14 protein-coding genes and 1 pseudogene are annotated in these 13,130 nt (G+C 71.4%); 2 read left to right on the forward strand and 13 right to left on the reverse strand.

Annotated elements, in window-relative coordinates; genetic code table 11:
* Window positions 1–59 precede the first annotated feature (59 nt).
* The 5 genes from GLX30_RS06660 to GLX30_RS06680 all read right to left on the reverse strand — a co-directional run bounded on the left by GLX30_RS06660 (window position 60) and on the right by GLX30_RS06680 (window position 4,981).
* Window positions 60–905 (reverse strand): ATP-binding cassette domain-containing protein, encoded by an 846-nt coding sequence (locus GLX30_RS06660; protein ID WP_159684725.1) that lies wholly within the window; start codon window positions 903–905, stop codon window positions 60–62.
* A complete protein-coding gene (locus GLX30_RS06665) occupies window positions 905–1,966 on the reverse strand; it encodes an ABC transporter permease (protein WP_159684728.1) in 1,062 nt (353 codons plus the stop codon). Before GLX30_RS06665 ends, GLX30_RS06660 begins: the two co-directional genes overlap by 1 nt.
* On the reverse strand, window positions 1,963–2,976 hold the full coding sequence (locus tag GLX30_RS06670) for a sugar ABC transporter substrate-binding protein (RefSeq protein ID WP_159684731.1): 1,014 nt from the start codon (window positions 2,974–2,976) through the stop codon (window positions 1,963–1,965). Before GLX30_RS06670 ends, GLX30_RS06665 begins: the two co-directional genes overlap by 4 nt.
* 151 nt (window positions 2,977–3,127) lie before the next feature.
* Window positions 3,128–4,126, reverse strand: coding sequence for a sugar ABC transporter substrate-binding protein (locus GLX30_RS06675; protein WP_159684734.1), 999 nt, complete (start codon window positions 4,124–4,126; stop codon window positions 3,128–3,130).
* Window positions 4,127–4,261: 135 nt separating this feature from the next.
* Window positions 4,262–4,981, reverse strand: coding sequence for a GntR family transcriptional regulator (locus GLX30_RS06680; RefSeq protein ID WP_159694899.1), 720 nt, complete (start codon window positions 4,979–4,981; stop codon window positions 4,262–4,264).
* Window positions 4,982–5,137: 156 nt separating this feature from the next.
* On the opposite strand from GLX30_RS06680, the gene GLX30_RS06685 reads away from it, so the two are divergent.
* Window positions 5,138–6,142, forward strand: coding sequence for a Gfo/Idh/MocA family oxidoreductase (locus GLX30_RS06685; protein WP_159684737.1), 1,005 nt, complete (start codon window positions 5,138–5,140; stop codon window positions 6,140–6,142).
* A gap of 31 nt (window positions 6,143–6,173) precedes the next feature.
* Here GLX30_RS06685 and GLX30_RS06690 read toward each other — a convergent pair whose 3' ends face one another.
* The 5 genes from GLX30_RS06690 to GLX30_RS06710 are packed head-to-tail and all read right to left on the reverse strand — an operon-like array spanning window position 6,174 to window position 10,615.
* Window positions 6,174–6,593, reverse strand: coding sequence for a PaaI family thioesterase (locus GLX30_RS06690; protein WP_159684740.1), 420 nt, complete (start codon window positions 6,591–6,593; stop codon window positions 6,174–6,176).
* Window positions 6,580–7,494, reverse strand: a complete 915-nt coding sequence (locus tag GLX30_RS06695) for a hypothetical protein (protein WP_159684743.1) — start codon at window positions 7,492–7,494, stop codon at window positions 6,580–6,582. The genes GLX30_RS06690 and GLX30_RS06695 overlap by 14 nt, the downstream gene beginning before the upstream one ends.
* An 8-nt stretch (window positions 7,495–7,502) precedes the next feature.
* A complete protein-coding gene (locus GLX30_RS06700; protein ID WP_159684746.1) occupies window positions 7,503–8,708 on the reverse strand; it encodes a cytochrome P450 in 1,206 nt (401 codons plus the stop codon).
* A gap of 9 nt (window positions 8,709–8,717) precedes the next feature.
* Window positions 8,718–9,389, reverse strand: a complete 672-nt coding sequence (locus GLX30_RS06705; protein WP_159684749.1) for a response regulator transcription factor — start codon at window positions 9,387–9,389, stop codon at window positions 8,718–8,720.
* Window positions 9,386–10,615, reverse strand: a complete 1,230-nt coding sequence (locus GLX30_RS06710) for a histidine kinase (protein ID WP_159684752.1) — start codon at window positions 10,613–10,615, stop codon at window positions 9,386–9,388. Before GLX30_RS06710 ends, GLX30_RS06705 begins: the two co-directional genes overlap by 4 nt.
* A gap of 146 nt (window positions 10,616–10,761) precedes the next feature.
* Here GLX30_RS06710 and GLX30_RS06715 point away from each other — a divergent pair, with 146 nt between their 5' ends.
* Window positions 10,762–10,962, forward strand: coding sequence for a hypothetical protein (locus GLX30_RS06715; RefSeq protein ID WP_159684755.1), 201 nt, complete (start codon window positions 10,762–10,764; stop codon window positions 10,960–10,962).
* A 99-nt stretch (window positions 10,963–11,061) separates the two neighbouring features.
* Here the strand turns inward: GLX30_RS06715 and GLX30_RS06720 are convergent, their stop codons facing one another.
* The 3 genes and pseudogenes from GLX30_RS06720 to GLX30_RS06730 form a co-directional block, all read right to left on the reverse strand.
* Window positions 11,062–11,460, reverse strand: coding sequence for a hypothetical protein (locus GLX30_RS06720; protein ID WP_159684758.1), 399 nt, complete (start codon window positions 11,458–11,460; stop codon window positions 11,062–11,064).
* A gap of 11 nt (window positions 11,461–11,471) precedes the next feature.
* A pseudogene (locus GLX30_RS06725) lies at window positions 11,472–12,397 on the reverse strand (DMT family transporter).
* A gap of 91 nt (window positions 12,398–12,488) precedes the next feature.
* The gene (locus GLX30_RS06730) at window positions 12,489–13,100 is read right to left on the reverse strand and encodes a dihydrofolate reductase family protein (protein WP_159684761.1); all 612 of its coding nucleotides are present in this window, start codon (window positions 13,098–13,100) and stop codon (window positions 12,489–12,491) included.
* Between the last annotated feature and the right edge of the window lie 30 nt (window positions 13,101–13,130).

Genomic DNA, 13,130 nt, shown 5'->3' on the forward strand with positions numbered 1-13,130 from the left:
TCGGCGGGTGGTGTCCGGGGCGGGTGGGGGTCCGCCCCCATGCTAGTAGGCCCGCGGGCTCAGTCCTTCCCGCGCGCCTCGCCGGCGGGCTCCCCGGTGTCGACGGCGTGGCCGCCGAGGTGGGTGGGCGCGGGGGCGCGCTCCAGCTCGTGGCGGAGGTCCTCCAGCTCGCTGCCGCCCGCCATCTGCCGGGTGAGTTCGTCGAGTGTGACGCTCTGCTTGGTGTGGCTCCCGGACATGACACCGCGCTTGAGGAGCACGAAGCGGTCGCCGACCAGATAGGCGTGATGCGGGTTGTGGGTGATGAGCACCACGCCCAGACCCGCGTCGCGGGCCGCGGCCACATACTTCAGCACCACACCGGACTGCTTCACGCCCAGCGCGGCCGTCGGCTCGTCCAGCACCAGCACCTTGGCGCCGAAGTAGACGGCGCGGGCGATGGCCACGCACTGTCGCTCACCGCCGGACAGCGTCCCGATGGGCTGGTCGACGTCGCGCAGGTCGATACCCATCCGCAGCAGCTCGGCGCGGGTGGTGCGCCGCATCGTCTCCACGTCGAGTCGCTTGAAGGGGCCCTTGCCGCGGGTCGGCTCCGAGCCGAGGAAGAAGTTGCGCCAGACCGGCATCAGCGGGACGACCGCCAGATCCTGGTAGACGGTGGCGATCCCCCGGTCCAGCGCCTCGCGCGGGCCGGCGAGCGAGGTCTCCTCGCCCTCGATGCGCAGGGTGCCGGCGTCGTGCCGGTGCAGTCCCGCGATGATCTTGATCAGGGTCGACTTGCCGGCGCCGTTGTCGCCGAGGACACAGGTGATCTCACCCGCGTGGCACTCCAGGGAGACGCCTTCGAGGGCCCTGATGTTGCCGTAGTACTTGCTGACGTCGTCGAGCTCGACAAGGGCACTCATCAGGTGGTCGCCTCCGCACGCTTGCGTACCCATGCGTTGAGCAGGGTGGCCAGGAGGAGCATCGCTCCGAGGAAGAACTTGAACCAGTCCGGGTTCCACTCCGCGTAGACGATGCCCTTGCTGGTCATGCCGAAGATCAGCGCGCCGACGGCCGAGCCGATCGCCGAGCCGTAGCCGCCGGTGATCAGACAGCCGCCGATGACCGCGGCGATGATGTACGTCAGCTCGTTGCCGACGCCCTCGCCGGACTGCACCACGTCGAACGAGAACAGCAGGTGCTGGCCGGAGACCCAGGCGGCGAAGGCCACACCCATGTACAGAAGGATCTTGGTCCGCTTGACCGGGACGCCCACCGCGCGGGCAGCGTCGGCGCCGCCGCCCACCGCGAAGATCCAGTTGCCGAAGCGGGTGCGGAGCAGGATCCAGGTGGCCAGCGCGATCAGCACGACCCACCACACGATGGTCGCCTTGATCGTCGTACCGCCCACGGTGAACTCGCCGAAGACGCTCTTGGCGGACGGGAAGCCCTCCATGTCGCCGATGGACTTGGTCGAGACCGTGCCGCTGATGAGTTTCGTGAGGCCGAGGTTGAGGCCCGTCAGCATCAGGAACGTGCCGAGCGTGATGATGAAGCTGGGCAGTTTCGTACGGGTGAGCATCAGGCCGTTGAAAGCGCCGAGCCCGAGGGTGACCACCAGGGAGACAAGGGCCCCGACCCAGACGTTGGCGGTCATCTGGTAGCTGAACATCGAGGAGATCAGCGCGGAGCTGGTCACCATGACACCCGCGGAGAGGTCGAACTCCCCGCCGATCATCAGCAGCGCGACCGGTACGGCCATGATGCCGAGGGTCGAGGCCGCGTACAGGACGGTGGCGAGGCTGGACGTCCGGAGGAAGGCGTCCGCGACGACGGAGAAGAAGACGAAGACGGCCACGGCGCCGACGACCGAGCCCAGCTCGGGGCGGCCCATCAGCTTGCGCAGCGGCGACGTGCGCAGCAGCCGCTCGTCCGCCCTGTCCGGCGCCTTGTCGGGCGTGGCTGGTGGTGCGCTCGTGCTCATCGGGTCCCCCGCTCCGTGAATTCCTCGAGCTCGGCGGCGTCCTTCTCGGTGATGATCTGGGGTCCGGTCAGGACGGGCCGCCCTCCGCCGAGGACGTCGGCGTTGTACTTGTAGAGCCACAGCAGGTCCACTGCCTGGTAGCCCTGGAGATACGGCTGCTGGTCGACGGCGAAGCCGAGCGTGCCCTCCTGAAGCGCCTTGGCCACCTTGGGGTTGAGGTCGAAGGTGTCGATCTCGGCCTCGGACCCCGCGGTCTTCTTGGCCTGGACGGCGGCGTCCGCGAACGGCGCGCCGAGGGTGACGACGGAGTCGATGGACCGGTCGGCCTGGAGCTTCGCCTCGATGGATGCCTGTACGTCGGGCATGTTGGTGCCGTCGACGTACAGGTTCTGCATGTCGCCGCCGAAGGTCTTCTTCGCGCCCGCGCAGCGCTGCTCGTGGCCCACGTTGCCCTGCTCGTGCAGGACGCACAGGGCCTTCTTCTTGCCGCGCGCGTCGAGCTCGTCGCCGACGGCCTCTCCGGCGATGGTCTCGTCCTGGCCGATGTGGGTGAGGGCGCCGTACGCCTTGGACTGCTCGGAGCCGGAGTTCACCGTGATCACGGGGATGCCGGCCTTGCGGGCCTTGGCGACGACGGCCTTCATGGCGTCGGGCTTGGCGAGTGTGACGATCAGCGCGTCGACCTTCTTGGAGATGTAGGAGTCGACGAGCTGCGCCTGCTGCTGTCCCTCGTCGCTGTGGGCGTAGAGGAAGTTGATGTTGTCCTTGGCGGCCGCCTGCTCGGCGCCGCTCTGGACGATGTCCCAGAACGTGTCGCCGTCGCCCGAGTGGGTGACCATGGCGAACGTCCAGCGCGGCGTGTTCACCGCGGCCTTCCCGGCCGCGGCCTGGGCCTTGCGGGCATCCTCCGCCCGCTTGCCGCCGGTGCTGCTGCATCCCGCGAGGGACACTCCGAGTACCGCCGCCAGCACCGCGCCGAGCGCGCGTACCCCTGTCCTTGCCCTTGCCACGACGTGGTGCCCTTCTTGCCGTACTCGCTGTCCTGCCTGCTGCGGCCGGCCCCGGGGCGGACCCGGCCGGCCGCCCAAGTATCGGTCATCGCTGGTCGCGGGGTCGGCAGCGGGGGCGGGCAGGCGGCTGCGAGGGCCGCTTCGGGTGCGTTCACCGCGTGCCGTCGGCCGTGAGCTTCTCGAGCGCGGGGACGTCCTTCTCCGTGACGAGGGCGGGGCCGGTGAGGATCGGCTTGCCGCCGCCGATCACGTTGCCGTTGACCTTGTTCAGCCACAGCTCGTCGACCGCGAGATAGCCCTGGAGGTAGGGCTGCTGGTCGACCGCGAAGGCGATCTCCTTGGCCTTGAGACGGGCTACGACCTCCGCGTTGAGGTCGAAGGTGCTGATCTCCGCCGCCGACCCGGCGCCCTGCTTGGCCTTCACCGACGCGGCGGCGAACGGCGCGCCGAGCGTGACGACGGCGTCGATGTCCTCGGCGCTCTGGAGTTTCGCCTCGACGGAAGACGTGGTGGCGGGCATGTTCGTGCCCTCGACGTTGAGGTTCTCGACCGTGCCGTCGAAGGTCTTCTTCACGCCGGCGCAGCGCGCCTCGAGGGAGACGTTGCCCTGTTCGTGGATGACGCAGAGCGCCTTCTTCTTCCCCTGGGCGTTGAGCTCCTCACCGACGGCCTCGCCGGCCACCGACTCGTCCTGGCCGATGTGGCTGAGCGCGCCGAGGCCGTCGGAGAACTCCGCTCCGGAGTTGATCGTGACGACGGGGATGCCCGCCGCCACCGCCTTCTTCACCACGTCGCTCATCGCCTCCGGCTTGGCGAGGGTGACGATGATCCCGTCGACCTTCTGGTCGATGTACGTCTGGACCAGCTGGGCCTGCTCCTTGCCCTCCGGGTTCGCCGCGTAGAGGAAGTCGACGTTGTCCTTGCGCGCCGCGACCTTGGCGCCGCTCTGGACGATGTCCCAGAAGGTGTCGCCCTGACCGGAGTGCGTCACCATGGCGATCTTCATCCGGGGGGTCTTCGCGGCCTCGCCGCCCGCGCCGTCCCCCGTGGGCTTCTCGTCGGCGTCCTTGCCGCCGGAACTGCTGCATCCGGCGACGACGACCAGGGCACATGCGGCGAGCAGGGCTGCTGCCGTGCGGGGGCTACGCATGGTGGGGTCCGCCTTCTCTCCCGGCCGCCCGGTTGCGGCTGGGAGAGTTTCTACGGCTGCTCCGCGACCCCGTCAAGACTTTGTCCGAACATTCTTACGCGAGAGCTCCGGCCTGCGGCCCGGACGAGGCGTGGCCTACGGCCGTACCAGGAGCTGGAACTCGAAGGCGTAGCGCGAGGCGCGGTAGACGTGGGAGCCGAACTCGACCGGCCGGCCCGTGTCGTCGAAGGTGGCGCGTTCCATCGTCAGCAGCGGCGCTCCGGCCGCCTCGCCGAGCAGTTCGGCCTCCTGCTCCGTCGCCGCGCGGGCGCCGACCGACTGGCGGGCGCTGTGCAGGGTGATGCCCGCGGCGCGCATCATCCGGTACAGGCCGGTGGACTCCAGCCGCTCGGTGTCGCACTCCAGCAGACCGGCCGGCAGATGGTTGCGCAGCCGGGCCATCGGCTCGCCGTGGGCGTAACGCAGCCGCTCGATCAGCCGCACCTCGCTGCCCTCGGGGACGCCGAGGGCGGCCGCGACCTCGGCGCTAGCGGGCTCGGTCTCGTTGGTGAGCACGACCGTCGCGGGCCGCTGGCCGGCCGCCTCCAGGTCGTCGTAGAGGCTGCTCAGCTCCAGGGGGCGCCTGACCTGGCTGTGCACGACCTGGGTGCCCACGCCTCGGCGGCGCACCAGCAGCCCCTTGTCGACCAGGGACTGGATGGCCTGGCGGACCGTCGGCCGGGACAGCCCGAGCCGGCCCGCGAGTTCTATCTCGTTGCCGAGCAGACTGCCCGGGGTGAGCACCCCCCTCTCAATGGCTGATTCCAGCTGCTGCGAAAGCTGGAAATAGAGCGGGACCGGGCTGGTCCGGTCCACGCTCAGCTGGAGCGACAGCGACGGTCCCGTCTCGTGTCTGGGCTGCTTGGGCACGTGAGGGAGCGTAGTCGCACGCCATGTTGACGGGAAGTCGTGAGGTTCGGTTGTCAGGACAAAGTCTTGACAGCGCGGTGGCCCCACCTCCACCTTTGGGCCATGCGCATCGGACTCATCGGAACGGGACGTATCGGCAGCTTTCACGCGGGGGTGCTCAGCCGCCACCGTGAGGTGGGTTCCCTGGTCGTGGCGGACACCGACGCCGTCCGCGCGGCGGAGGTGGCGGACCGCTGCGGCGCCACCGCCGCGCCCAGCAGCAACGAGGTCTTCACGTGGGGCGTGGACGCGGTGGTGATCGCCTCCGCGACCGCCGCGCACGCCGAACTGATCGCGCGTGCCGCACGCGCCGGCATCCCGGCGTTCTGCGAGAAGCCGATCGCCCTGGACCTTCCGGGCACCCTGGGGGCGTTGCGGGCCGTCGAGGAGGCGGGGACCCAGCTCCAGCTGGGCTTCATGCGGCGGTTCGACGCCGGGTACACGGCGGCACGCGAGCTGGTTCGCTCCGGCCGCCTCGGCCGGCTGCACACCGTCAGGGCCATCACCTCCGACCCCGCGCCGCCGCCGGCGGCCTACCTGCCGCTGTCGGGCGGCCTGTACCGGGACTGTCTGGTCCACGACTTCGACATCCTGCGGTGGGTGACCGGCCGAGAGGTCACCGAGGTGTACGCGACCGGCTCGGACGCGGGCCATCCGATGTTCAAGGAGGTGGGCGACATCGACACGGCGGCGGCGCTGCTCACGCTCGACGACGGGACGCTGGCCACGGCGACCGCCACCCGCTGCAACGGCGCCGGCTACGACGTACGGATGGAGCTGGCCGGAGAGCTCGACCAGGTCGCCGTCGGCCTCGACGACCGTACGCCGATCAGCTCCACGGAGCCGCACGGCCTGCCGCCCGTCGACAAGCCGTGGCCGGGCTTCCTCGAGCGTTTCGCCCCGGCGTACGAGGCGGAGCTGGACGCGTTCGTGCGCATGGTGGCGGGCGAGGCGGAGAATCCGTGCGACGGCCGGGAGGCACTGACGGCGCTGCGGATCGCGGAGGCCTGCGAACTGTCCCGCCGGGAGCACCGGCCGGTCCGGCTGGAGGAGATCCCGGCGGACTGACACTTCGCGCCGGCCGCCCGGCCCGAAGACGTCACGGTGTCCCCGCGGACAGGACGGTGCCCTGCGCGACGGCGCAGAGGGTCTCGTCCCCGTCCGCGCCGACGGTGAGCAGATCGCAGCGGACGACGGCCTGCCGTCGCCCGGTGTGCACGACGGCGGCGCGGGCGATCAGTGTGCGGCCGGTGGCGGGCCGCATGTACTGCACGGAGAAGGCACCGGTCAGCACGGCCGGCCCCAGGGTGGTTCCGGCGGCGAAGGTGATCGAGTTGTCGGCGGCGTACGCGAGGACACCGCCGTGCAGATACCCGTTCTGCTGGCGCAGGTCCTCCCGGACGTCCACCTCGAGCACGGCCTCCCCGTCGCCGAAGGCGGTGATCCGCGCGCCCAGCAGCCTGCTGAACGGCTGGCTGTCGAGCACCTTGCGCGCGGTGTCGAGATCAAGTCCGGTCATGTGCGCACTCCGTGGAAGTCGGGTCGAGAGCATCGAGTACGGCACGCAGCGCGGCTCGCGCCTCGCTCTCCGTGCCGTCGGCCGGCCGCAGTTCGTCGAGCCGCGCGGTCCAGGCCCGGACTCCGGCGGCCGGGTCGGGCGCGGCGAAGGCGAGCGTCCCGGCGCTCGCCTCCTGCTGCCGCTCGTAGGCGTCGTACCAGCAGGTCCACTCCCAGCCGGGCCAGCGGGGCAGCCGGTCGGCGGCCGCCGCCCCGCCGAGGAAGTTCCCGCGGGTCCAGGCGGCGACGCGACGGGCGGGCACGTCGATGTGCACCCCTCCGTAGGGGATGTGGGGCAGCTTCGACACCCGGGTGCCGGGCAGCAGTTGGCGGACGACGCCGGGGCCGTGCGCCAGCACGTCGGACACGTTCTCGCCGGAGACGGCGTGCGCCTGCGGACCGTCCCGGTAGGTCACCGTGACGGCGATGGTGAAGTCCGGTTCGTCGGGGAAGGCGGCCTGGAGCAGACCGCCGGGCCGGGTGCCGAGTTCCGAGCGCACGGACTCCCGTTCCACGCCCACGTGGGCGACGACGTCCTCCAGCCCGTCGTAGGCCCAGCGGACCTCCCAGCCCGGCCAGGTCCTGGCGAGGACGGCGAACAGGGTCCGCCGCTCCTCGTACGTCTCCAGGTGCCAGGTGAACAGCAGCAGGACGCGTCTGTCGTGGTCGACGACCGCGGCGGCCTCGCACGAGATGTCGTCCATCCAGTTGCGGGGCCCCACGGGCTCCAGGCCGGCGATGAAGCGGCCGAACTCCTCGGGCCCTTCCGCAGCATCGACGGCCAGGCGCGGCCCGCCCCATCGGAAGTAGTACTGCTGCCAGGACCCGTTTCTGACCACCGCATAACGTGCCCGCTCGGCCACGGCGGGGCCTACCAGCGCACCGGCAGCCGGCGGACACCGCGCATCAGGAGGCCGGGCAGCCAGTCGTACGTGTCGGCCGGGGCGTCCAGGGCGAGGTCGGGGCAGCGCTCCAGGAGGGAGCGGACGGCGATCCGTGCCTCCATGCGGGCCAGCGGAGCACCGAGGCAGAAGTGGATACCGTGGCCGAAGGCGAGATGGCCGCGGGCGTCCCGGCGGATGTCGAAGCGGTCGGGGGCCTCGTAGCGGGCCGGGTCGTGGTCGGCGGCCGCCAGGCCGATCAGCACCATTTCGCCCTGCGGGACGACCTGGTCTCCGACCGGTACCGGCGCGGTGCTGAAGCGGACCGTGGCGGTCTCCACGGGCCCGTCGTAGCGCAGCATCTCCTCGACGGCGCCGTCGAGGAGAGAGAAGTCGGCCCGCAGGGCGGCGAGTTGGTCGGGGTGGGTGAGCAGGGCGCGTACGCCGTTGGAGATCAGGTTGACGGTCGTCTCGTGGCCGGCGACGAGCAGGAGGTAGGCGAGGGCGCGCAGTTCGGCCGCGGAGAGCCGGTCGTCCTCGGCGGCGGGACCGCCCGCTTCCGCGGGGCCCGGGAGACTGCGGACGAGGGCGGAGAGCAGATCGTCCGTCGGGGCCGCGGAGCGCTTGTCCTCGATGAGTTCGTCGAGGTAGACCGCGAGCTGCCGGACGGCGTCCTCCCCCGCTTCCTGCGAGGTCGGGGCGACCACCTCGTTCGACCACGCGCGGAAGGCGTCGCGGTCGGCGGCGGGAATGCCCAGGAGTTCGCAGATCACGACGATCGGCAGCGGGAAGGCCAGCGCGTCGACGAGGTCGGCCCGGCCGGCCGGCAGCATCGCGTCCAGGAGGTCGTCGGTGATCCGCTGGACGCGGGGCCGCAGCGCCTCCGCGCGGCGCGGGGTGAACTCACGGCTGACCAGCTTGCGCAGCCGGGTGTGGTCGGGCGGGTCGAGCACGAGGAGGTTGGGACCGATGACCTGCTCGTCGAGCATGGTCACGCCTATGGTGGCCGGCGATTTCGACAGCCGTGCGTCGGAGAACGCCGCCCGTGCCTCCTCATGGCCGACGATCAGCCAGAACTCCCCGCCGTCGGCGCCACGCACGCGGTGCACGGGGCCCGATTCCCGCAGTCGCGCGTAGAACGGATACGGGTTCACGGTGAAATCGGGCCCGTACTTGTCCAGATCAACAATGGTCACCGGATCACCCTACGTGCGTTCCTCGTCGTCGAGCAGGCCCGCATCGTGCGCCAACAGCGCGATCTGGACACGGTTGTTGAGGTCCAGTTTGGCCAGGATGCGGGACACGTGCGTCTTGACGGTGGCGACGCTCATGTACAGCGCCGTCGCGATCTCCGCGTTGGAACTGCCGCGGCCGACGGCGAGCGCCACCTCCCGCTCGCGGCCGGCGAGCAGTTCGAGACGCCGCAGGGCCGCGGCCCTGCGGGTGTCGGCGCCACTGCCCGCCACATGGGTCATCAGCTGCCGGGTGACCGCCGGGGACAGAACCGGATCGCCGGCGGCGACTCTGCGCACCGCGGCGACGATCTCCGCGGGCGGCGTGTCCTTCAGCACGAACCCCGCCGCGCCCGCCCGCATGGCCCGCAGCACCTGCTCGTCGGCGTGGAAGGTGGTCAGCACCACGACCTCCGGCGCGTCCGGCCGACGACGCAGCCGCTCGGTGGCGGCGAGGCCGTCCATGACCGGCATGCGGATGTCCATCAGGACCACGTCCGGCCCGTGCCGGTCGACGAGTTCCGCCACCTGGGAGCCGTCGGCCCCCTCCCCCACGATTTCGATGTCGCCGGCCCCGCCCAGCATGAGGGCGAGGCCTGCCCGTACGAGCGGGTCGTCGTCCACGACGATCAGCCGGATAGTCATACGGACCACGGTAGCCAGGCCCGTACCCGGAATCCGCCGTCGCCCCGCACACCGTGCTCCAGCCGTCCGCCCGCGAGCGTGGCCCGTTCGGTCAGGCCGATCAGGCCCTGGCCGGAGCCGGGGACCTTCGGCACCTCGCCGGCCGGGGCCTCGTTGTCGACCTGCACGGTGATCCCCTCCCCCGGGCCACCGCTCAGGCAGAGGGTGACGTCGGTGTCCGGCGCGTGCTTGCGGGCGTTGGTCAGACCCTCCTGGGCGATGCGGTAGGCGGTACGGCCGGTTGCGGCGGGCACGCTCTCCGGGTCGGCGACCGCGTTGTCGAGGGTGACCCTCATGCCGGCCTCCCGGGACTCGCCGACCAGCGCCTCGAGGGTCGCGAGCGTGGGCTGCGGCCGCTCAGGTCCGTCGCTGTCACCGGGCGTGCGCAGCACGCCGATGATCTGACGCAGATCCTGGAGCGCCTCGTGCGCGCTGTCGCGGATCACGCCGGCGGCCCTGCCGACCTCCGCGGGGGGCGCGTCCGGCCGGAACTCGAGCGCTCCGGCGTGCACGCTCAGCAGGGTGAGCCGGTGCGCGAGCACGTCGTGCATCTCGCGGGCGATGGCCTCCCGGGCGAGCCGCTGTGCCTGTTCCGCACGCAGGGCGGCCTCCGCCTCGGCCCGCCGGGCGCGTTCGTGCAGGGCGAGGACGAGCTGACGGCGGGAACGCACCAGCATGCCCCAGCCGACCATCAGGAGCACCAGCACGACCCCGGCGACCGTGGAGACGAGGAAGGAAGTGCTCGGGTCCGGCCGCAGGAAGGCCTGGACCGCGCCGGACACCATCGCCAGCACCCCGATGACGGCGACGGGCCGGAACGGGCGGTGCACGGCGAGGCTGAACAGGCCGAGCATCAGGGCGCCTCCGGCCGCCGGGGCGACCGCGGAGACGGCGACCAGGGACGCGGCGAGCGATACGGGCGCCCGCCGGCGGACCCACAGGGCGCAGCAGGCGGCGGCGCCCAGCAGCTGGTCGGCGAGGATCACGGCTTCGGAGTTCCCGGCCTGGGCGCTGGCGTCGGCGGCCAGCGCGCCGATCACGGCGGCGGCCAGGAACACGAAGGTGTCGACGACCCAGTCGCGTACGGTGCGCCGGGGCCTCGCCCTGCCGTGGTTGCCGGGCAGGTCGGGGTCGGGTGGGTCGGCCATGGCCGAGGGCAGCAGCCATGGGTATTCCGCGCGGGTCATGTCGACAAAGCTACGAGGCCCGTGCCCCGGATGTGCCCGTCCGGGCGTCGGAAGCGACGAAAGTCGCGGGACCGGATACTTTCGTCGGCCGTGGTCGGTGCCGAAGCCGGACGCGCGCGGACGCCGCGCCGCGCGAGGCTGCCGGCATGAAGAAGATTCTCGAGGTCGGCGGGTTCCTGCTGTTCTTGTGGGGCGCGGCGGGTGTGGCGCACGAGCTCACGGGCTGGTTCAGGCTCTGGGGAGTCGTGCGGCGTCTGAGCTTCCTCGACGGCCATGAGCTCTACGCGAGCATCGTGCTGGCGGTGCTGGGCGGGGTGATGATGGTGGCGTCGGACCGGTTCCGCTGAAGGTGCGACGCCGACCCGAGCAGCCACGCCCGCGCACCGGACCTCGACCCCGCGCCGTCGCCGTCGGCAGGCCCTTCGCGGGCCGCGCCGCCCGCCGTGTCAGGCATTGTCCTTCGCCGGCCGCTCCGCGTCCATGAGCCGGGCGACCTCCGCCGCGTGCTCGCTCAGCCGGTTCCCGACGCTTCCGCTGGTGTAGAGCGCGGTGCCGACGACCGCGACCGGCACCGACAGGCCGAGGACGCCGAGGAGTTCGGGCCAGTCACGCTCGGACTCGCAGGTCGCGTCCTCGCCTCCTTCGTTGGCGGTGCCCCACTCGGTCAGCAGCCGGGACTCGCACTCCCTGCCCTCGCCGTACTTGCTGTCCAGGGTGTAAGGGAGGAGCAGCAGCACGCCGAACCACACCCACAGCAGCGCCGCCACGGACAGCAGGGCGAAGCCCCAGGTCTGCGTCCGCTTGGCGCGGGCGCGGAAGGCCATGTCGTACTGAAGCGATCGCATGGGCGTCGAAACTAGCAGTCGGCCCTGTCGGCGGCGCGGCGCCCCCAGGTCGTCCCCGCGAGCACGAGGGCCGCGCCCACCAGGCCGATGGCGCCGATGTGTTCGCCGCCGATCGCGATGCCCGCGGCGGCGGCCCACAGCGGCTCGGTGCCGAGGAGCAGGCTGACGCGGGACGGCGAACTGCGGCGTACGGCCCACATCTGCACGAAGAACGCGAACAGGGTGCAGAAGACCGACAGGAACACCAGCCCGGCCCATTCGCGTGGCCCGAAGCCGACGGCCACCGCCCACGGTGACGCCCCGCTGCCCGGCAGGACGGCCAGCACGGTGAACACGGCGACGGCCGTTCCGAGTTGGACGGTCGTCAGGGAGAGGGAGTCCGCGCCGCGGACCGCCTTGGTCCTGGCCATGGCGAGCACATGGACGGTGCGGACCACGGCGGCCAGCAGCATCAGCAGGTCACCGGTGGAAGGGGTGGTGAAGCCCGCCCCTGGGTGAGCAGCACCACGCCGGCGACCGATACGGCGGCCGCGGCGAGGAAGGACGACGGGGGCCGGCGCCGGGTCACCGCCGCCTCCGCGAGCGGCGTGAAGATCATGGTGAGGCTGATGATGAGGCCGGCGTTGGTGGCCGAGGTGTGGACCACACCGTAGGTCTCGAGCAGGAAGACGGCGCTCAGGATCAGTCCGAGCAGCCCGGCGCCCCGCCACTGCGCGGCGGTCAGCGACCGCAACCTGCGCCGCCCCGCCACGGCGAGCGCCGGCAGTACGAGCGCGAACCGCAGGACGAGGACGGCCACGACGGTGTGCGTGGTCGTGATGCCCTTCGCCGCGAGATAGCTGGCGCCCCAGACGACGGCGACGAGCAGCACCGGCAGGTCGGTGAGCCAGTCCCGGCGGGGTGCGAGTGCGGGTGCGGGTACGGCGATCGACGACACCTGGTCTCCAGCGGACACGACGGGGTGGAGACTTCAGCGGCTCGCACACGGGAGCGATCACCGTACCGGGACACCCGCGGGGCTGCATCTCCTATACGTAGCTGCCGTACTCGGGGCGGCCGGCGAGCTCGTAGGTGTGGATCGCCGCACCGGTGCCGGTGGTCCGCGCCTCGAGGTGCTTGAACGCCGTGGGCGTCGCACCCTCCGGGAAGAGGCGCATGCCCGTGCCGAGCACGACGGGGAAGACGACCAGGTACAGCTTGTCGACGAGGTCGTGCGCCATCAAGGTCCGGGCGAGCTTGCCGCTGCCGTGCATCTGGAGTTCCCCGTCGGTGCGCTCCTTGAGTGCGGCGACCTCCTTGACGACGTCACCGCGGACGACGGTGGTGTTCTCCCAGTCGGGCGACCGGAGAGTGGTCGAGACGACGTACTTGGGCAGGGAGTTGAGCTTGCCGGCGACCGGGTCGGCGGGGTCGGTCTGCTTGGGCCAGTAGCTCGCGAAGATGTCGTAGGTGCGGCGGCCCAGGAGAAACGCGCCGACCCGCCCGAAGACCTCGTTGATGAACTGTCCGAAGTCCTCGTCCCCGTACGGCACGGACCAGCCACCGTGCTCGAATCCGCCGGTCGTGTCCTCCTCGGGCCCGCCGGGGGCCTGGTAGACGCCGTCGAGGGTGAGGAACTGGGTGAGGGAGAGCTGCGCCATGGTTCTTTCGCCTTTCATCGCTTTTCGGCG

This window comes from Streptomyces sp. Tu 2975 (genome assembly GCF_009832925.1).
Taxonomy (GTDB): Bacteria; Actinomycetota; Actinomycetes; order Streptomycetales; family Streptomycetaceae; genus Streptomyces.

Excerpts from the sequence above, each read along its gene's own strand:
- GLX30_RS06665 (WP_159684728.1), bottom strand. The coding sequence starts at position 1,966 with ATGAGCACGAGCGCACCACCAGCCACGCCCGACAAGGCGCCGGACAGG.
- GLX30_RS06660 (WP_159684725.1), bottom strand. The coding sequence starts at position 905 with ATGAGTGCCCTTGTCGAGCTCGACGACGTCAGCAAGTACTACGGCAAC.
- GLX30_RS06715 (WP_159684755.1), top strand. The coding sequence starts at position 10,762 with ATGAAGAAGATTCTCGAGGTCGGCGGGTTCCTGCTGTTCTTGTGGGGC.
- GLX30_RS06685 (WP_159684737.1), top strand. The coding sequence starts at position 5,138 with ATGCGCATCGGACTCATCGGAACGGGACGTATCGGCAGCTTTCACGCG.
- GLX30_RS06730 (WP_159684761.1), bottom strand. The coding sequence starts at position 13,100 with ATGGCGCAGCTCTCCCTCACCCAGTTCCTCACCCTCGACGGCGTCTAC.
- GLX30_RS06720 (WP_159684758.1), bottom strand. The coding sequence starts at position 11,460 with ATGCGATCGCTTCAGTACGACATGGCCTTCCGCGCCCGCGCCAAGCGG.
- GLX30_RS06675 (WP_159684734.1), bottom strand. The coding sequence starts at position 4,126 with ATGCGTAGCCCCCGCACGGCAGCAGCCCTGCTCGCCGCATGTGCCCTG.
- GLX30_RS06690 (WP_159684740.1), bottom strand. The coding sequence starts at position 6,593 with ATGACCGGACTTGATCTCGACACCGCGCGCAAGGTGCTCGACAGCCAG.
- GLX30_RS06705 (WP_159684749.1), bottom strand. The coding sequence starts at position 9,389 with ATGACTATCCGGCTGATCGTCGTGGACGACGACCCGCTCGTACGGGCA.
- GLX30_RS06710 (WP_159684752.1), bottom strand. The coding sequence starts at position 10,615 with ATGACCCGCGCGGAATACCCATGGCTGCTGCCCTCGGCCATGGCCGAC.